Here is a 17811-nt window from a genome sequence, read left to right as displayed (position 1 = left end):
TCAGCAGCCCCAGCGCAGGGACGGGGTGTCCACCGGCGCGTCCCACAGGCGCAGCAGCTCCTCGTCGGCGCGGCACAGGGTGAGGGTGCAGCCGGCCATGTCCAGGCTGGTGACGTAGTTGCCGACGAGGGACCGGGCCACGGTGATCCCGCGCTCGCCGAGCACCCGCTCGACCTCCGCGCGCATGATGTACAGCTCTACGGGCGGGGTCCCGCCCAGGCCGTTGACGAGGAGGATGACGGGTGCGTCGGCCGCCTCCGGGAGGTCGTCGAGGATGGCGTCGAGCATCGCCCCGGCGGTCTCGGCGGCCGTCATGATCTTCCGGCGCTCGCGGCCGGGCTCGCCGTGGATGCCGATGCCCAGCTCGATCTCGTCCTCGCCGAGCGTGAAGTTGGGGCTGCCCTTGGCGGGGGTGGTGCAGGAGGTCAGGGCGACGCCGTAACTGCGCGCGTTCGCGTTGACCTTGCGGGCGACCGCGGCCACCTCGGCGAGCGGAGCGCCCTCCTCGGCGAGCGCACCCGCGATCTTCTCCACGAACAGGGTGGCGCCGGTGCCGCGGCGGCCGGGCCCGTGCTCGGTCCGGGCGACGGCCACGTCGTCGTCCACGACGACCTGCTCGACCTTGACGCCCTCGTCCTCGCAGTCCTCCGCCGCCATCGTGAAGTTGAGGATGTCGCCCGTGTAGTTCTTCACGATGTGCAGGACGCCCGCACCCGCGTCGACCGCGCAGGTGGCGGCCGCGATGGTGTCCGGCACCGGGGAGGTGAACACCGGGCCGGCCACGGCCGCCGCCAGCATGCCGCGCCCGACGAACCCGGCGTGCAGCGGCTCGTGCCCGCTTCCGCCGCCCGACAGCAGCGCGACCCTCCCGGCCGGCTCCCCGGCCGCACCGGCGGCCCGCGTGACGATGCCCTTCTCCGCCTCGACGCGGAGCCCCGGGTGAGCGGCGGCCATTCCGCGCAGTGCGTCGGAGACGACACTTTCGGGGGAATTGATGAGCTTCTTCACGGGGGCCTCTTTCCTTGAAACGGGAACGCGGAACGGGGAACTCGTCACGCCGGTCCGGAGCGGAAATTGGAATTGCGGGACGGCATTAACTCGGCGCCGTCGCCGATCCGCCACCGCTTCCGGGGCACTTGGCTGGAACTTTACCCCGGTGAACCTGCGGAACAGGTCGGGTCCTTGGTCCCGGATCGGGGCGCGGAAGGGCCTGTCCACAAGGGGGGCCGTGCATATCTCGGACGCAGTCGAAATCCGTGATAGGGATGAATAAGCAAGCGCAAATGAATTCGCAATGAGGAGGATTCACGTGAAGACCGTCGGTACGCGCATGATGATCAGCCCGCCCAAGTACGTGCAGGGCGCCGGGGCGATGAACGACCTGGGCGAGCACACGGCCCGCCTCGGGACGAACGCCGTGGTCCTCGCCGACAAGGGCGTCTGGGGCTTCGTGGACGCGGCCGTCACCGCTTCCCTCTCCGGAGCCGGGGTCAAGCTGACCAAGGAGGTCTTCGGCGGGCTCTGCACCCAGAAGGAGATCGACCGGGTCGCCGAGGCCGCCCGGGCCGCCGGCGCGGACGTCGTCATCGGCATCGGCGGCGGCACCGCCATCGACACGGCGAAGGCCGTGGGACACGCGCTCGGCGACATCGCCGTCGTCTCCGCGCCCACGGTGGCCTCCACCGACGCGCCGACCAGCGCGCTCGCCGTGATCTACACCGAGGGCGGCGCCTTCGAGCGCTACTCCTTCTTCCAGCGCAACCCCAACCTGGTCCTCGTCGACACCGCGCTCGTCGCGGGTGCGCCGAGCCGTTTCATCGTCTCCGGCATGGGCGACGCGCTCGCCACCTGGTACGAGGCCCGGGTCTGCGTCGCCGCGAACCGGGTCGCCATGGCCGGCGGTCTCGCCACCGAGGCCTCGCTCGCGCTCGCCCGGCTGTGCTGGGAGACCCTCATGGAGTACGGCCCCCAGGCCCGGCTGGCCGCCGAGGCGCACGTGGTCACCCCGGCCCTGGAGAAGGTCACCGAGGCCAACACGCTGCTCTCCGGCCTCGGTTTCGAGTCCTGCGGCCTCGCCGCCGCCCACGGCATCCACAACGGGCTGACCGTCTCGCACAAGGTGCACGGCATGATGCACGGCGAGAAGGTCAACATCGGCACCCTGGCCCAGCTGGTCCTGGAAGGCGCCCCGACCGACGAGCTCGACACCTACCTGCGCTTCAGCCGGGAGGTCGGCCTGCCGACCACCCTCGCCGAGATCGGCCTCGGCGAACCGGACCGCGAGGAGCTCCTCGCCATCGGGCGCGCGGCCACCGCGGAGGGCGAGACCACGCACAACATGCCCTTCCCGGTGACCCCGGAGATGGTCGCCGACGCCCTGATCGCGGGCGACTCGTACGCCCGCGCCTACGCCAAGAGGTAGCGGCAGCAGTCAGGACGCGGGCGGCCCAGGGGCAGCCCGCGTCCTACGGGGCCGTCCTACGGGGCCGTCCTACGGGGCCGTCCTACGGGGCCGTCCTACGGGGCTCCGCGCGCGGGCCGTCCCCCGCGCCGCGGGCCTCGTCGGGGACGGCCCGGTCCGGGTCCAGGCGGTCGGCGTCCGGGCGGTCAGGGGCCGGATGGTCCGGGGCCGGGCGGTCCGCGTGCGCCCGGTCCGGGGTGGCCACCTCCGGGACGGACGTGCGGGACGCCAGGAGCAGGGCGATGTCGTCCGGCCGGTCGGCGGAATGCCCCGCCTCGGAGACCAGCCGGTCCGCCGTCTCGGTCAGCGGACCGGGACCGGCGGCCGCCAGCGCGGCCCGCAGCTGCTCCACTCCCACGTCGATGTCCGCGCCCGGGCTCTCCACCAGCCCGTCGGTGTACAGGGCGAGCACCGCCCCCGGCTCGATCCGCAGCCGGGTCACCGGATACACCGCCTCGGCGTCGACGCCGAGCACCGTCCCGCCCGCGAGGTCCAGCACCTCCGTCCGGCCGCCCGGATGCCGCAGCAGCGGCTGGGGATGCCCGGCCCGGACGGCGAGGGCGAGGCCCGACGCCGGGTCGAGCAGGACGTAGCAACAGCTGGCGAACTGGCCCGGGTCGAGGTCGATGAGCAGCTCGTTCGTGCCGCGCATCACCTGCTCCGGTGTATTGCCGCCGAGCGTGAAAGCCCGTACGGCGCTGCGTAGCTGGCCCATCGTGGCCGCGGCCGCCACCCCGTGCCCCTGGACGTCGCCGATGATCAGCGCGAGCCGTCCGCCGCCCGCCTCGATGACGTCGTACCAGTCGCCGCCGACGTCCATCCCGGCGGTGCCGGGGAGGTACCGCCCCACCGTGGCCACGTTCTCGCGCACCGGCAGCCGGTGCGGGAGCAGCGCCGCCTGGAGCCCGCGGGCCAGCGCCGACTCGCTGTCGTAGCGCCGGGCCCGCTCCAGTGCCTGGGCGATCAGCCCGGCCAGCGCCGTGAGCACCGTGCGCTCCTCCGGGCTGAACCCGCGCGGGGCGTCGAAGCCGAGGATGCACGAGCCGACCGGCCGGCCCGAGGCGATCAGGGGAAGGAAGGCCCGGGCGCCGACATGGGCGTCCAGTTCGATCCCCGGATAGGCGGCGGCCAAGTGCTGCATGGACTCGAAGAACAGGGGGCGGCCCGAGGTGAGCGTCTCCACCCCGGGCAGCCGGACATCCAGTGCCACCCCGTCGAACCGGTCGAGGAACCCCTTGGGGAAGCCGGTCTCCCACGCCAGGTGCAGATGCCCCTCACCGAGCAGGTAGATCGCCAACTGCCGCCCGCCGAAGGCCGGGAGCAGTTCGTCGGTGACCACCATCGACACCTGGCGGGCCGTCACCGCCTCGGTCAGCGCGATCGCCAGTGCCACCGGCCGGTACAGGGCCGAAGCCCGGTCGGCGGGTGAACCCAGGCCCGGGGACCCGAGCCCCGAGCCGGGCCGCACCACCGACTCCGGCGCGTAGGTGGGTGGTTCGGACCCGGAGATGGTGACGGTGACCCCGTCGATCCCGGGGTGCAGGCCCACCGACAGCCAGTGCGGGGAGGGCTCGGGTCCGCGCCGGGAGGCCTGGAAGTGCACCGGGGCGGGGGCGAGGAACACGGCCCGGAAGTGGTCCTCGTAGGCGGGGTGTCCGAGCCAGGGCAGTGCCTCCCACAGCATCCGCCCGGAGAGTTCCGCCCCGTCGGAGCCGAGCAGGGTCGTGGCGGCGGAGCGGGCGACGGCGTTGGTGAAGCCGATCACGCCCTGCCGGTCCACGGACAGGACGGCCAGGTCCAGCCGGTCCACGGCGGCGCGGGCGCCGGTGGCGGGGCTTTCGGTGGGGCCGTGCGGTGCGTCGCCCGCCGGGGTGCCCGCCGGGACCGGCCCGGGGAAACACACCGGGTCGCCCTCCCAGGCCACCGTGGCGCCGCCCGCGGCGAGCGCGGCCAGTTCCCCGGCCAGCCGGGTGGCCACCGCGCGCAGCCGCTTCCGGTCGCCGGGCCCGACCGGGACCCCGGGGGTCGCGGGGCGCAGCACGAAGAGGACGCCGTAGCGCTCGCGGCCGCGGGCCACGGGCTCGTAGAGCGAGCCGAAGGGGAACGGCAGCCCGGCCATCAGCTGGGGGAAGCGCCGCATCGCCGATTCCGCGTCGGGCAGGTGTACCGACTGCCCGGAGCGGTGGGCCTCGGCGACGGGGTAGGGGCGGTTCACGTGCATCCGCCACCAGGGGCGGAACAGGGGACCCGGGAGCCCGGTCACGGCAGCCATCAGCATGAGCCCCTCGGTGCCGGAGCGCAGGTAGACGCCGCCCGCGTACCCGCCGGCGGCCCCCACGGCATCGAGAGCGGCCCGCGCGAGCGCCTGGGCCGTGGCGTCGGTGACGGGGCCGCCGGTGTCCGGTCTGGCCGTCACCCCTCCAGAATGCACTCGGGCCGGTGCTTCCGCACACCCCGCGGACCCTCGCCTTCGCCGCCACATCCGTTTATCGGACGCGTGACGGCGGAATTCGGAATTCCGTGCCCTGAATGGCGGAAGGGATCATGCCGGGTTAGCGTCGGCTGATGATCGCTCTCGTGGCACATGACCAGAGGAAGAATGACCTGCTGAATTGGGTGCGGCGCAATCACCGTGCCGTGACCCGGCACGGACTGGTGGGAACCAGCTCCACCGCACGACTGCTCAGATCGGAACTCGGCTTGCAGATCAGGTCGGTTGAGTCCGGACCGCACGGCGGAGACCAGCAGATCGGCTCGATGGTGATTTCGGGCGACGTCACGTCGCTCGTATTCTTCTGGGACCCCTTGTGGGCCGCTCCGCACGTGCACGACGTACTCGCCCTCGTACGAATTGCAGTGCTCCGCAATATCCCCGTCGCATTGAATCCGGCCAGCGCGGAGGCCATGTCCGAGGACGGATTCTCCTTCGACGGCCGCTCCGTCCAGCCGGTCGCGGCGGGCGCCCGCTCCCACTGACCGGCAGCGCCCGGGCAGCGGGGCGGTGTCCGGCCCCGGCGGGACCGCCCCGGACTCGGCCGATCGGCTGACGCCCGGGCGGGAAGTGCGGGCTGAAAGTCCCCGCCGGTCAGGGACTTCGTCCGGCCTTCGAACCTCCTCGAACTGCTTAGGTTTGCCTTAGTGGAGTCGAACAAGGAGGTCCGGTGCCGTCGCTCAATGACAGCCGTCCAGGGACGACCGTACGCATCACCGGGATCGACCCCGGTCAGGCCGGCGGGAGCCGGCGCCGGCTCCTGGAGTTCGGCTTCGTGCCGGGCGCGGACGTCACCGTGATCGCCCGGGGCGCCACCGGAGGCCTGCTCGTCGGGCTCGGGGACACCCGGGTCGCGCTGGACACCCGTACCGCCGGCGGGCTGAGGTGCGCCGGATGAGCTGTCACGCCACCGGCGCCGGGGCGACCGCCACGGCGGAGCGGCGGACCGGTACGCCGTTCGTCGCCCTCGTCGGCAATCCCAACGTCGGCAAGTCGACCCTCTTCAACGCCCTCACCGGCGCCCATCAGCGCGTCGGCAACTGGCCGGGCAAGACCGTCTCCGTCGCCCAGGGCGACTGGCGCACCGCGGGCGGCCGCCCCCTGCGGGTCGCCGACCTGCCCGGCTCCTACAGCCTGCTGCCCGACTCCCCGGACGAGGCGCTGGTGCGCGACGTACTGACCGCGCCGGCCGGGGAGCGGCCCGACGCCGTGGTCTTCGCCCTCGACGCGGCCAACCCGGCCCGCAACCTGTACCTGCTCTCGCAGATCCTCGACACCGACATCCCCGTCGTGATCGCGCTCACCATGACCGACGTCGCCGCCCGCCGCGGAACGCCCCCCGGCCCGGACGCGCTGGCCCGCGAGCTCGCGCTGCCCGTCGTACGGGTGGAAGGACGCTCCGGGACCGGGCTGGACCTGCTCGCCGAAGCGGTGGGCGACGCCCTGGACGCCGTACGCCCAGGTCAGGGGCGGACCTCCGGCTGGGCGGCCGGCTCGCCCGTGGCAGCCGAACTGGCGGCGCTGGCCGATGCGGCCTCCGGGCTGACCCCGCACCCCGCGCGCTGGCTGGCCGTCAGCCTGCTCTGCGGGGAGGAACCGCCCGAGGTCCCGGCGGCGCTGGCCGAACGGGCCCGGGAGGCAGCACACCGCCTCGCGGCGGCGGCGGAGGCCGCCGGGGAGGCCGCCGGGGAGGGCGCCGGGGAGGGCGATACCGACGCCGAACTCCTCGTCGCCGAGGCCCGCTACGCCTGGGCGCACGCCGTCATCGAACGCGCCGCGCCCCGCCCCGCCGGGGCCCGGCCCACCCTCACCGACCGGGTGGACCGGCTGCTGCTCTCCCGCGGCTTCGGCGTCCCCTTCTTCCTCGCCGTCATGTGGGGCGTCTTCCAGGCCACCACCGTGCTGGCCAAACCCCTCCAGGACGGCCTCGGCGACTTCGTCTCCGGACCCGTCAGCGCAGGCGCCGACCGGCTGCTGGAAGCCGTCCACGCGCCCGGCTGGCTGACCGGACTGCTGGTCGACGGCCTGATCAACGGGGTGGGCCAGCTGCTCACCTTCGTCCCGCTGATGATCATCATGTTCCTGCTGCTGGCCCTGCTGGAGGACTCCGGCTACTTCGCCCGCGCCGCCTTCGTCGCCGACCGCCTGATGCGGACCCTGAGGCTGCCCGGCCGCGCCTTCCTGCCGCTCGTCGTCGGCTTCGGCTGCAACGTCCCCGCCCTCGCCGGCACCCGGATCCTCAGCCGCCGCTCGCACCGGCTGCTCGTCGGCCTGCTCATCCCGTACATGAGCTGCACCGCCCGCCTCGCCGTCTACGTGATGATCGCGGGCGTCTTCTTCGGCTCGAACTCCGGCACCGTCGTCTTCTTCCTCTACGTCGCCTCCGTGCTGCTGGTCGTCTGCATGGGCCTGATCCTGCGGCCCCTGCTGTTCCGGGACATGAAGGACGAACCGCTCGTCCTGGAACTGCCCCCGTACCGGCTGCCCACCCTGCGGGTCACCGGCGCCCAGGTCTGGCAGAAGCTCGCCGCGTTCCTGCGCACCGCAGGCGGCCTCATCGTCGCGACCGCGGCCGCCGTCTGGCTCCTCATGGCGATCCCGGCCGCGGCCGGCCACGGAGGCTTCGGCAAGGTCGACGTCGAGCAGAGCGTGTTCGGTACGGTCACCCGCGCCACGGCGCCCCTCGTGGCCCCGGCCGGCTTCGGCGACTGGCACGCCACGGCGGCGCTCGGCACCGGCCTGATCGCCAAGGAGGGCGTGATCTCCACCCTCGCCCAGACCTACTCGGCCGAGGAGGACGGTGACCCCAAGCTCACCGCGAGCCTGCACGCCACCTTCGAGGAATCCTCCGGCGGGCACCAACGGGCGGCCGCGCTCGCCTTCCTGGTCTTCATCCTCGCCTACACCCCCTGCTTCGCCACCCTGGCCGCGCAGCGGGCCGAGATCGGCACCCGGCTGACCGTCATCGGCTTCGGCATCCAACTGGCGGCGGCCTGGCTGCTCGCCGTCGGCGTCTTCCAGATCGCGAGGCTGGTGTGGTGAGCGGGACCGGAGCGGGCAGTGGGCCCGGCGCAGGCTGTGGGCCCGGCGCAGGCAGCGGCCCCGGCATGCTGCGCCGCCTGCTGCGCGCCTTCGAGGAGGCGCCCCCCGGGGAGGGGCTCGCGCAGATCGCCGACCGGCTGGGCATCGACCGGGCCGAGGCGGCCGACCTCGCCGCGTACTGGGTCCGCAAGGGCCGGCTGCGCCGCGAGGAGATCGGCGGCCGCGACTGCGGAGGCTGCCGGGCCGCCACCCGCGGCTGCACGGCATGCCCCGGCGGCGACGCACCGCCCGCTTCCAACCGCCCGGTACTGGTCGCGCTGGCTCCCGTACGCCCCCCCGCGGCCGGGGCCGCGGCACACCTGGTAGCGCCGGCGCAGGCCCGGCACCGGGCCCGGTGCCGCTTCGCGTACGACCACGTCACCGCGGTCATCAGGGCCGGTATGGCGAACAGCGGGGCGAAAACGAAGGCCCATGCCGGCCCGGGACCGGGCGGCCGCGCTTCATCCGTGGCGGCGGACCGTATCCGCCCCGCGGATGAGGGCGCATCCGCCGGGGGAGGACCCGAGGAGGGGGCCGGAGCCGCACGCGCGGTGGCCGCCGCGTGCCCCCAGGGCACAAGGGCGCGGCCCCGTACGTCGTACGACTGATCCGAACGCCTCCCCCGTCCGGGGGAGGTACGGGGCGGGGACCGACGGCCACGGTCCGGTGGCGGGCAGGCTTTCGGACATGCGACAGCAGTACGACACGTCAACGCCCCCGCCGGCCTTCTCGGTCGCCGATGCCTTCACCCTGAGCACGGCCCTCGACGCCCTCGGCGGCGTCCGCGGCCTCGACACCCTCGACATGGCCTGTGGTCACGGGAGCACCACCCGGCTGCTGGCGAGCGGCGGGGCCCGCAGGACGGTGGGCGTCGACAGCTGCCCCGAGCGGATCCGCCGGGCCCGGGAGACCGGCGCGGGCCTCGCGCACCGCGTCGAGTACGTCGTCGCGGACGCGGCGGCCGACATGCCGGCCCTGGGACCGTTCGACCTGGCCACCGCCGTGTACCTGTTCAACCAGGCTCACGACCGGGCGGCCCTGCACGCCATGTTCCGCGCCGTACGCGCCAACCTGCGCCCCGGCGGGCGGCTCCTCGCCATCGTGCCGAACCCGGGGGCCTTCCCGTACGCGGACTGGGAGCCGTACGGGATCAGCGTCGTCGAGCGCGCTCCCGGCGGGGACGCCCCGCTGCTGCGGGCGCGGCTGGAGACCGACCCGCCGGTCCCGTTCGAATGCCGCGAGTGGGCCCACGCCGACTTCGCGGAAGCCGCCGCCGACGCCGGCTTCGCCACCGTGACCTGGCAGCCGACCCGGACCCCGCCCGCCTGCGCGACCCGGGACGAGACCTACTGGGCCCGCTACCGCACGGCGCCCGTCGGCTCCCTGATGAACTGTGTGGCCTGAGGCTCCTCAGGGGCCGGCAGGAGGCGGTGGCGGCTCAGGACTCCGCCGCCGCCGCGCGGACCAGCTCCACGATCCGGTCGCGGGCCGCCCTGCCCTCCGGGACCGGCAGCAGCGGGTAGTCGTGCGGCAGCCCCGGCTCCTCGATGAACTCCACCTCGGCGCCGGCCGCCCGCGCCTTGGCCAGCAGTTCGCGGCTGTCGGTCGACAGGACGTCCCGGGTGCCCGTGAAGACCGTCAGCGGGGCCAGCCCCGCGAACGACCCGTGCAGCGGGCTCACCCGGGGATCGTCGGCCGCCAGGTTGCCCGCGTACAAGCGTCCGGCCTCCCGCAGGCCCGGGCGGGCCAGCATCGGGTCGCCCGCCTCGATGGCCGCCTGGTCGGGATGGCTCATGGACACGTCCAGCCAGGGCGAGATCAACACGATCCGGGACGGCTGCGCCCCGTTGCGGTCGCGCAGCCGCTGTGCCGCGGCCAGCGCCAGCCCGGCGCCCGCCGAATCGCCGAGGAGCACCGTGCCGCCCGCGCCCCCGCTCGCGATCAGGCCGCTGAGCAGATCGGCGGCGACCGGGACGGTCCGGTCGGCGGTTCCGCGCGGGGCCAGGATGTACGCCGGTACGACCACCCGGGCCTGCGCCTGCGTGACCAGGGTCCGGATCAGCGACCAGTGCGCCCGGACCAGTTCGTTGATGTACCCGCCGCCGTGCACGTACAGCACCCGGGCGGCCGGTTCCACGCCGAGCGGCGAGACCTCGTACACCGGCCAGGCCCCCACGAAGGTCCGCGAGACCTCTGCCACCCGGCCCAGCGAACGCGGGGGAAGGTGCGACGCCGGGCGCCGCATCGATTCCGCCACCCGGGTACGGACCGCCTCGGCGCTCCCGAACCGTCTTCGCCGCCCCGCCGCGATCAGCGCGGCCGAAAGCGCTCTGCTGCGCAGACTCGGCACGCCCCTCACCTCCCCATTCCCGGCCCGGCCCACTCCCCGGCCCCTGCCCGTCACCTGAGGAGCATAGGCGTGAAGCTGGGCTGTGGACCCGCTTAAGAAATCCTCGATGGACTGATCACCCGCAGGTCGGCAGATTGGTGTCGTCCGACGCTGCCCGGCCCGCACGCCCCGTAGCGCTCCCCTCCGCATGCCTGGAGCCACCCCCATGAAGGCACTCGTCAAGCACAAGGCCGAGCCCGGGCTGTGGCTGATGGACGTTCCCGAGCCCGAGTACGGCCCCGGCGACGTGCTGATCAGGGTGCTGCGCACCGGCATCTGCGGGACGGACCTGCACATCCGCAACTGGGACGGCTGGGCGCAGGGCGCCGTCAAGACCCCGCTCGTGCTCGGTCACGAGTTCGTCGGAGAGGTGGCCGCGCTCGGCGCGGGCGTCACCGGCATCGAGGTCGGCGCGCTGGTCAGCGGCGAGGGCCACCTGGTGTGCGGGACGTGTCGCAACTGTCTGGCCGGGCGCCGCCACCTGTGCCGCAGCACGATCGGGCTCGGAGTGGGGCGCGACGGCGCCTTCGCCGAGTACGTGGTGCTGCCCGCGCAGAACGTGTGGGTGCACCGGACGAAGGTGGACCTCGATGTCGCGGCGATCTTCGACCCGTTCGGCAACGCCGTGCACACCGCGCTCTCCTTCCCGCTGGTCGGCGAGGACGTACTGATCACCGGCGCGGGCCCGATCGGGATCATGGCGGCGGCCGTGGCCCGGCACGCGGGAGCGCGCAACGTGGTCATCACCGACGTCAGCCCGGAGCGTCTGGAGATCGCCCGCAAGGCCGGTGCCACCCTCGCGCTCGACGTCTCGAAGGCGACCATCGCCGACGCGCAGGCCCAGCTGGGCCTGCGCGAGGGCTTCGACATCGGCCTGGAGATGTCCGGCCGCGGCGAGGCCATGCGCGACATGATCGACAACATGACGCACGGCGGCCGGATCGCCATGCTGGGCCTGCCGGCGCAGGAGTTCGCCGTCGACTGGGCCAAGGTCGTCACCTCGATGATCACCATCAAGGGCATCTACGGCCGCGAGATGTTCGAGACCTGGTACGCGATGACCGTGCTGCTGGAAGGCGGGCTCGACCTCAGCCCCGTCATCACCGGCCGGTACGCCTTCGGGGACTTCGAGGCCGCGTTCGACGAGGCCGCGACCGCGCGCAGCGGCAAGATCATCCTGGACTGGACCCAGGCGTAGCGACCCGGGCGCCGGCGCCCGGGCGTCCAGCCCCACACACCATTTCCCTCCGGCCGGGCCCCGCACCACCCTCCCCCCTCCGCGGGGCCCGGCCCCCCTCCCTTCGCCGCACCAGGAGAAAGAGAGCACCGCACATGTTCGAGACCGTCCGCGCGGACCTCCGTACGACCCTCGATGAGATCCGCGCCGCGGGTCTGCACAAGCCCGAGCGCGTCATCGGCACCCCGCAGAACGCCGCCGTCGCGGTGACCTCGGGCGGCGCCGCTGGTGAGGTCCTCAACTTCTGCGCCAACAACTACCTCGGCCTCGCCGACCACCCCGAGGTGGTCACCGCGGCGAAGGAGGCCCTGGACCGCTGGGGCTACGGAATGGCCTCCGTGCGCTTCATCTGCGGTACGCAGGAGGTGCACAAGGAGCTGGAGGCGAGGCTCTCCGCCTTCCTCGGCCAGGAGGACACGATCCTCTACTCCTCCTGCTTCGACGCCAACGGCGGAGTCTTCGAGACCATCCTCGGCCCCGAGGACGCGGTGATCTCCGACGCCCTCAACCACGCCTCGATCATCGACGGCATCCGCCTCTCCAAGGCCCGCCGCTTCCGCTACGCCAACCGCGACATGGCGGAGCTGGAGACCCGGCTCAAGGAGGCCACCGAGGGCGGCGCCCGCCGCAAGCTGATCGTCACCGACGGCGTGTTCTCCATGGACGGCTACGTCGCCCCGCTCGCCGGGATCTGCGACCTCGCGGAGCGCTACGACGCCATGGTCATGGTCGACGACTCGCACGCCGTCGGCTTCGTCGGCCCCGGTGGCCGCGGCACCCCCGAACTGCACGGGGTCATGGACCGCGTGGACATCATCACCGGCACCCTCGGCAAGGCGCTGGGCGGAGCCTCCGGCGGCTACGTCGCGGCGCGCGCCGAGATCGTGGAACTGCTGCGCCAGCGCTCGCGCCCGTACCTCTTCTCCAACTCCCTCGCCCCGGTCATCGCGGCGGCCTCCCTCAAGGTCCTGGACCTGCTGGAGTCGGCCGACGACCTGCGCGAGCGGCTCGCCGCCAACACCGCGCTCTTCCGTACGAAGATGACCGAGGCGGGCTTCGAGATCCTGCCCGGCGACCACGCCATCGCCCCCGTGATGATCGGCGACGCGGCGGAGGCGGCCAAGATGGCGGAACTCCTGCTGGAGCGCGGGGTCTACGTGATCGGCTTCTCCTACCCGGTGGTGCCGATGGGCGCCGCGCGGATCCGCGTCCAGCTCTCGGCCGCGCACTCCACGGCCGACGTGGAACGCGCGATCGCGGCGTTCATCGACGCGCGGGCTGCCCTGACGGGCGCCGAGAACTGAGCCCGGTCCGGCCCCCGTGCGCAGCAAATCCAGCCGTCCGGCGTTTGAGGACCGGGTCTGGGGCGGAGCCCCAGGACGGGTCCGGGCAGAGCCCGGGGAACGGGCGAAGGGCGGGTAGGGGACAGCACCCCGCGCGGTCCGGGCCACGCACCCGGCCGGAGGGCGTGACCCCCGACTCGGTTCACACCGGATCGGGCCCCTCCCGCCCGTTCGGTCGGCCCGGCAGGGCCCCGCGGCCTGCGAGAATGGCAGCGTGATCGACCCACGGAGGCTGCGCATCCTGCGGGCCGTCGCGGACCACCGTACGGTGACCGCCGCGGCCGCAGCCCTCTACCTCACCCCCTCCGCCGTCTCCCAGCAGCTCGCGGCGCTGGAGCAGGAGACCGGGCATGCCCTGCTGACCCGCAGCGGCCGGGGCGTCCGGCTCACCGCGGCAGGGCAGATCCTGCTCGGGCACGCCCACGAGGTGCTCGCACAGCTGGAGCGGGCGGAAGCGGAACTCGCCGCCTACGCGGGCGGCTCGGCGGGCGAGGTCACCGTGGCCGCCTTCGCCACCGGCATCGCCGAGGTACTGGCCCCCGCCATCACCCGGCTCGCCGCGGACCACCCCGGGATCCGGCTGCGCGTACGCGACGCGGAGGGCGACCAGAGCCTGCTGCTCCTGCTCGACGGGGAGGCGGACCTGGCGCTGGCCGTGGAGTACCGGGGAGCCCCGGGCGCCGACGACGGCCGGCTGTCCGTGCTCCCGCTCTACGCCGAGCCCTTCGACGCGGTCCTCCCGGCCGGACACCCGCTCGGGGACCTGCCCGAGGTGTCCCTGGCCGACCTCTCCGATGCGGACTGGGTGGGCCAGTACCCCGGCAACCCCTGCCACGACGTGATGCTCCTCGCCTGCGAACTGGCAGGGTTCCAGCCCCGGTTGGTGCACTCCTCCGACGACTTCCGGGCCGTGGTGGCCCTGGTCGGCGCCGGCGCCGGAGTGGCTCTCGTGCCGCGCTCGGCGCTGCGCGGCATGGACCTCAAGGAGGTCCGGGTCCGCCCGGTGTCCGGTCCCGCGCCCACCCGCCGCGTCTTCGCCGCCACCCGGCGCGGCGCCGAGGCGCACCCGCTGATCGCCCCGGTCCTGGCGGCCCTGACCCGTGAGGCGGACCGGCTCCCGGAACACTGACCGAGGGAGTCCCGGGCCTAACCGACGGCCCCACCGAAGGCCTGCTCGAGGGCCTGCTCGAGGACCGGCCCGGCGCCCTGCCCGACCGTGAAGACGGCGCCGGGCGCGGCGTGGTCCACGGGCCCGGAGTAGCGTGCGCCGGCGCGGGACACCGCCTCGGCCGGATCCATGTCCCGGCCGACGTGTGTGAGGACCAGCCGCCCGGCGCGGGCCGCGCGGGCGGTGTCCCCGGCCTCCTCGGGGGTGTGGTGCACCGGTTCGCCGTCCGCCGGGTGCGCCGAGCTGTCGGCCTCGCAGAGCAGGAGCGTGCAGTCCTCGGCGAACCGGGTCAGGGCCGAACAGGGCGCCGTGTCCCCGGAGTACACGAGGGACCGGCCCCCCGACTCGGCGCGCAGCGCGAAGGCGGGCATGCCGTGGGACACCGCCCGGCTGGTGAGGCCGAGGGCTCCGGCCCGCGCGCGGTGGCCGTCGTAGAGCTCGTGGACCTCGAAGGCCGCCTCGACCGGGCTGCGGTCCGGGCCGTTGGTGAGGAACCCCGCCAGCCGGTCGGCGATGCCGGGCGGCCCGTAGAGGGGGAGCGGCGCGGGCCGCCGTACGTCGGCGTACAGCAGGCCGTAGTACGCGGTCAGCAGGTCGGCCGTGTGGTCGGCGTGCAGGTGCGAGATCCATATCGCGTCGAGCTCACCGAGTCCGACGTGCCGTTGCAGCGGTCCCAGGGTTCCGCTGCCCGCGTCGACCCAGACCCGGGCGCCGCCGCTTTCGAGCAGGTAGCCGGAGCAGGGGTTGTCGGCGCGGGGGTAGGGCGTCGCGCTGCCCAGGACGGTGAGCCGGAGAAGATCGTCTGCCATCCGGGGAGTCTAGGGCGCCCCGGATGGGCAGCCCCGGGCCGGGCCGACCGCGCCCCGGCTGACCGTGCCCGGCCGACCGCCCCCGGCCGTGTGCTCAGGCGCGGATGACCTCCACGCCCGCCGCCTCGAAGGCCTCGGCCACCGACGGGGACAGGCCGGTGTCCGTGACCAGCACGTCCACGGCGTCGGTCGAGACGATGCGGGCGAAGGCGCGGACGCCCAGCTTGCTCGAGTCGGCCGCGATCACCACGCGGCGGGCGCGCTCGCAGAGCAGCCGGTTCATGGCGGCCTCGTCCTCGTGCCGGGTTGCGGCCCCGTCGGCCGGGTCGAAGGCGTCCACGCCGACGACGGCGGTGTCCACGGAGAGCTGCCCGAGCACCTCCATGGCGAGGGGACCCGTGAGCTCGTAGGACTGGGGCCGGGCCACGCCGCCGGTGAGCACGATCTTGAACTGCGGTCTGATGACCAGCTCGCCGGCGATGTTCAGCGCGTTGGTGACCACGGTGAGGGCGGGAGAGCCGGTGGCGAGGTCGGGGCGGGCGGCCAGCGCCCGCGCCACCTCGGTGGTCGTGGTGCCGCCGGTCAGGCCGATCACCTCGCCCGGGACGATCAGCGCCGCGACGGTCTCGCTGATGCGGCTCTTCTCGGCGGCCCGGCGCGAGGTCCGGTAGCGCAGCGGGAGTTCGTACGAGACCCCGTGCAGGACCGCTCCGCCTCGCGTGCGAACCAGCAGCTGCTGCTCGGCGAGCTGGTCGAGATCGCGCCGGATGGTGGCGGCGGACACGCCGAGGGCCTCGGCGGCGGGCTCCACTTCCAGCTCGCCCCGCTCCACCAGCAGGTCCAGCAGTGTCTGCCAGCGTTCCTTGCGGGTCATCGGCCGCCCTTTCGGTCTCGTCTTCGGTCGTGTCTTCGATCGCGTCTGCGGTGGTCGCTTCGCTGTTCGCTTCGACGCCCACTCTTGGCCTACGCGTCGAGATTAACGCAAGGGATCATCCCTGAGATGCTTGAAGTTGCGTGAAAGAGCCCACTATCTTGCAGGAACACGCATTCAGGGGTGCACGCACCGCGCTAGGGAGCCGCCATGAGCCATGTCGCGTACGAGTTGGGCACGCAGCCCGCATGCTGGGAGCGGGCCGCCGAACTGGCCCCGGATCACCGGGCGGTGCTGCCGCGGCCGGGGGAGCGTACCGCGATCGTCGGATGCGGGACCTCGTACTACATGGCCCAGGCCGCCGCCGTGTTGCGCGAGGAGGCCGGGCAGGGCGAGACCGACGCCTTCCCCGCCTCGGAGTTCCCCCGCCACCGGCGCTACGACCGGGTCGTCGCGCTGACCCGGTCCGGAACCACCACCGAGGTCCTCGACCTGCTGGCGGGGCTCCGGGACGCGGGCGTGCCCACCACCGCCGTCATCGGGGACCCCGCCACCCCCGTCATCACCCTCGCCGACGACCTCGTCGTACTCGACTTCGCCGACGAGCAGTCCGTCGTCCAGACCCGCTTCGCCACCACTGCCCTCACCCTGCTGCGCGCCCACGTGGGCCTGCACAGCCCGTCCGTCGTCGCCGACGCGCGCGCCGCCCTCGCCGACCCGCTCCCCGCGGAGCTCGAGACCCGGGGTCAGTTCACCTTCCTCGGGCGCGGCTGGAGCGTCGGACTCGCCAACGAGGCCGCGCTGAAGATGCGCGAAGCCGCCCTGGCCTGGGCCGAGTCCTACCCGGCCATGGAATACCGGCACGGCCCCATCAGCGTCTCGGCGCCCGGCACCGCCACCTGGTCGCTCGGCGACGCGCCCGAAGGGCTCGCCGAACAGGTCCGGGGGACCGGAGCCCAGTGGGTGGCCGGGCACCTCGACCCGCTCGCCGAGCTGGTCCGCGTCCACCGCCTGGCCGTCGCCGTCGCCGCCCACCAGGGGCTGGACCCGGACGCGCCGCGCAATCTGACCCGGTCCGTCATCCTCACCACGGGCGAGGAGGCCGTCCGATGAGCCTGGTCCCCGCCGGCGGGCTCGTCCTGGAGGCCGCCGCCCAGGGCCGCGCCGTCGCCGCCTTCAACATCATCACGCTGGAGCACGCCGAGGCGGTCGTCGCGGGCGCCGAATCGGCCGGACTGCCCGTGGTCCTCCAGCTCAGCGAGAACGCCGTCAAATTCCGGGGCGGAGCACTGCTGCCGATCAGCCGGGCGGCCGTGGCCGTCGCGGAGGCCGCCGGGGTCCCGGTCGGTCTGCACCTGGACCACGTCAAGAGCTCCGAACTGCTGCGGCAGGCCGTGGACGCCGGATTCAGCTCGGTCATGTACGACGCCGCACACCTCTCCTACGCCGAGAACCTCGAGGCCACCCGCTCCGCCGCCGACTGGGCCCACGTCAACGGGCTCTGGATCGAGGCCGAACTGGGCGAGGTCGGCGGGAAGAACGGGGCCGCGCCACTGGACCCGCACGCACCCGGCGCCCGTACCGACCCGGACGAGGCGCGGCGGTTCGTCGCCGACTCCGGGGTGGACGCGCTGGCCGTCGCCATCGGCAGCAGCCACGCCATGACCAGCCGGACCGCGGCCCTGGACCACGTGCTGCTCGGCCGCCTCGCGAAGACGGTCGACGTGCCGCTGGTGCTGCACGGCTCCTCCGGTCTGCCGGACACGGAGCTCGCCGCGGCCGTCGCCGGCGGCATCCGCAAGGTCAACATCGGCACCGCGCTCAACGTGGCGATGACCGAAGCGATCCGCACCCATCTGACCCCCGCGGATCCCCGCCCGTATCTGACCGCCGCACGGGAGGCGATGACGGCGACGGCCGCCGCTATGATCAGCGCCCTGAACTGACGGGAACGGGTACTG

General features: G+C 73.8%; 16 protein-coding genes. 11 read left to right on the top strand and 5 right to left on the bottom strand.

What is annotated here, in order from left to right:
- Positions 1 to 1008 (bottom strand): dihydroxyacetone kinase subunit DhaK, encoded by a 1008-nt coding sequence (gene dhaK / locus OG247_RS06290; protein WP_327251283.1) that lies wholly within the window; start codon positions 1006 to 1008, stop codon positions 1 to 3.
- 301 nt (positions 1009 to 1309) lie between these two features.
- Between dhaK and OG247_RS06285 the strand changes: the two genes are divergently transcribed.
- Entirely contained in the window at positions 1310 to 2422 is a 1113-nt protein-coding gene (locus tag OG247_RS06285; RefSeq protein ID WP_327251282.1) for a glycerol dehydrogenase, read from the top strand.
- 82 nt (positions 2423 to 2504) lie between these two features.
- On the opposite strand, the gene OG247_RS06280 is transcribed toward OG247_RS06285, so the two are convergent.
- On the bottom strand, positions 2505 to 4943 hold the full coding sequence (locus OG247_RS06280) for a SpoIIE family protein phosphatase (RefSeq protein ID WP_327251281.1): 2439 nt from the start codon (positions 4941 to 4943) through the stop codon (positions 2505 to 2507).
- An 83-nt stretch (positions 4944 to 5026) separates the two neighbouring features.
- On the opposite strand from OG247_RS06280, the gene OG247_RS06275 reads away from it, so the two are divergent.
- The 5 genes from OG247_RS06275 (at position 5027) to OG247_RS06255 (ending at position 9437) form a co-directional block, all read left to right on the top strand.
- Positions 5027 to 5437 (top strand): methylglyoxal synthase, encoded by a 411-nt coding sequence (locus OG247_RS06275; RefSeq protein ID WP_327251280.1) that lies wholly within the window; start codon positions 5027 to 5029, stop codon positions 5435 to 5437.
- A gap of 185 nt (positions 5438 to 5622) precedes the next feature.
- Positions 5623 to 5850, top strand: coding sequence for a FeoA family protein (locus OG247_RS06270; RefSeq protein ID WP_327251279.1), 228 nt, complete (start codon positions 5623 to 5625; stop codon positions 5848 to 5850).
- Entirely contained in the window at positions 5847 to 7994 is a 2148-nt protein-coding gene (gene feoB, locus OG247_RS06265) for a ferrous iron transport protein B (protein WP_327251278.1), read from the top strand. The genes OG247_RS06270 and feoB overlap by 4 nt, the downstream gene beginning before the upstream one ends.
- Positions 7991 to 8641 carry a helix-turn-helix domain-containing protein gene (locus OG247_RS06260; RefSeq protein WP_327251277.1) on the top strand — a complete coding sequence of 217 codons (651 nt, stop codon included), beginning with the start codon at positions 7991 to 7993 and terminating at the stop codon, positions 8639 to 8641. Before feoB ends, OG247_RS06260 begins: the two co-directional genes overlap by 4 nt.
- A gap of 79 nt (positions 8642 to 8720) precedes the next feature.
- Positions 8721 to 9437 carry a class I SAM-dependent methyltransferase gene (locus OG247_RS06255; RefSeq protein WP_327251276.1) on the top strand — a complete coding sequence of 239 codons (717 nt, stop codon included), beginning with the start codon at positions 8721 to 8723 and terminating at the stop codon, positions 9435 to 9437.
- Between the two features lie 34 nt (positions 9438 to 9471).
- On the opposite strand, the gene OG247_RS06250 is transcribed toward OG247_RS06255, so the two are convergent.
- Positions 9472 to 10383, bottom strand: coding sequence for an alpha/beta hydrolase fold domain-containing protein (locus tag OG247_RS06250; protein WP_327251275.1), 912 nt, complete (start codon positions 10381 to 10383; stop codon positions 9472 to 9474).
- Positions 10384 to 10588: 205 nt separating this feature from the next.
- On the opposite strand from OG247_RS06250, the gene tdh reads away from it, so the two are divergent.
- The 3 genes from tdh to OG247_RS06235 all read left to right on the top strand — a co-directional run bounded on the left by tdh (position 10589) and on the right by OG247_RS06235 (position 14131).
- Positions 10589 to 11620, top strand: coding sequence for an L-threonine 3-dehydrogenase (gene tdh, locus OG247_RS06245; protein WP_327251274.1), 1032 nt, complete (start codon positions 10589 to 10591; stop codon positions 11618 to 11620).
- Positions 11621 to 11754: 134 nt separating this feature from the next.
- Positions 11755 to 12963: a glycine C-acetyltransferase gene (locus tag OG247_RS06240; RefSeq protein WP_327251273.1), complete on the top strand. Its 1209-nt coding sequence runs from the start codon at positions 11755 to 11757 to the stop codon at positions 12961 to 12963.
- A 253-nt stretch (positions 12964 to 13216) separates the two neighbouring features.
- Positions 13217 to 14131 carry a LysR family transcriptional regulator gene (locus tag OG247_RS06235; protein ID WP_327251272.1) on the top strand — a complete coding sequence of 305 codons (915 nt, stop codon included), beginning with the start codon at positions 13217 to 13219 and terminating at the stop codon, positions 14129 to 14131.
- A 17-nt stretch (positions 14132 to 14148) separates the two neighbouring features.
- On the opposite strand, the gene OG247_RS06230 is transcribed toward OG247_RS06235, so the two are convergent.
- Together OG247_RS06230 and OG247_RS06225 are read right to left on the bottom strand one after the other, a co-directional pair.
- On the bottom strand, positions 14149 to 14979 hold the full coding sequence (locus tag OG247_RS06230; protein WP_327251271.1) for an MBL fold metallo-hydrolase: 831 nt from the start codon (positions 14977 to 14979) through the stop codon (positions 14149 to 14151).
- Positions 14980 to 15073: 94 nt separating this feature from the next.
- Positions 15074 to 15853, bottom strand: coding sequence for a DeoR/GlpR family DNA-binding transcription regulator (locus OG247_RS06225; RefSeq protein WP_243340861.1), 780 nt, complete (start codon positions 15851 to 15853; stop codon positions 15074 to 15076).
- A gap of 207 nt (positions 15854 to 16060) precedes the next feature.
- Between OG247_RS06225 and OG247_RS06220 the strand changes: the two genes are divergently transcribed.
- Together OG247_RS06220 and OG247_RS06215 are read left to right on the top strand one after the other, a co-directional pair.
- A complete protein-coding gene (locus OG247_RS06220) occupies positions 16061 to 16963 on the top strand; it encodes an SIS domain-containing protein (RefSeq protein WP_327251270.1) in 903 nt (300 codons plus the stop codon).
- The gene (locus OG247_RS06215; protein ID WP_327251269.1) at positions 16960 to 17796 is read left to right on the top strand and encodes a class II fructose-bisphosphate aldolase; all 837 of its coding nucleotides are present in this window, start codon (positions 16960 to 16962) and stop codon (positions 17794 to 17796) included. Before OG247_RS06220 ends, OG247_RS06215 begins: the two co-directional genes overlap by 4 nt.
- The last annotated feature ends 15 nt before the right edge of the window (positions 17797 to 17811 follow it).

The organism is Streptomyces sp. NBC_01244 (assembly GCF_035987325.1).
In the GTDB taxonomy this organism is placed as follows: domain Bacteria; phylum Actinomycetota; class Actinomycetes; order Streptomycetales; family Streptomycetaceae; genus Streptomyces.
The sequence above is the reverse complement of the archived record's forward strand: the minus strand, read 5'-3'. Positions and strand labels throughout refer to the sequence as shown.

What these genes read in the sequence shown, in the direction of transcription:
- OG247_RS06215 (WP_327251269.1), top strand. Translation starts at nt 16,960, where the DNA reads ATGAGCCTGGTCCCCGCCGGCGGGCTCGTCCTGGAGGCCGCCGCCCAG.
- OG247_RS06275 (WP_327251280.1), top strand. Translation starts at nt 5,027, where the DNA reads ATGATCGCTCTCGTGGCACATGACCAGAGGAAGAATGACCTGCTGAAT.
- OG247_RS06240 (WP_327251273.1), top strand. Translation starts at nt 11,755, where the DNA reads ATGTTCGAGACCGTCCGCGCGGACCTCCGTACGACCCTCGATGAGATC.
- tdh (WP_327251274.1), top strand. Translation starts at nt 10,589, where the DNA reads ATGAAGGCACTCGTCAAGCACAAGGCCGAGCCCGGGCTGTGGCTGATG.
- OG247_RS06225 (WP_243340861.1), bottom strand. Translation starts at nt 15,853, where the DNA reads ATGACCCGCAAGGAACGCTGGCAGACACTGCTGGACCTGCTGGTGGAG.
- OG247_RS06220 (WP_327251270.1), top strand. Translation starts at nt 16,061, where the DNA reads ATGAGCCATGTCGCGTACGAGTTGGGCACGCAGCCCGCATGCTGGGAG.
- OG247_RS06255 (WP_327251276.1), top strand. Translation starts at nt 8,721, where the DNA reads ATGCGACAGCAGTACGACACGTCAACGCCCCCGCCGGCCTTCTCGGTC.
- OG247_RS06230 (WP_327251271.1), bottom strand. Translation starts at nt 14,979, where the DNA reads ATGGCAGACGATCTTCTCCGGCTCACCGTCCTGGGCAGCGCGACGCCC.
- OG247_RS06280 (WP_327251281.1), bottom strand. Translation starts at nt 4,943, where the DNA reads ATGTGGCGGCGAAGGCGAGGGTCCGCGGGGTGTGCGGAAGCACCGGCC.
- feoB (WP_327251278.1), top strand. Translation starts at nt 5,847, where the DNA reads ATGAGCTGTCACGCCACCGGCGCCGGGGCGACCGCCACGGCGGAGCGG.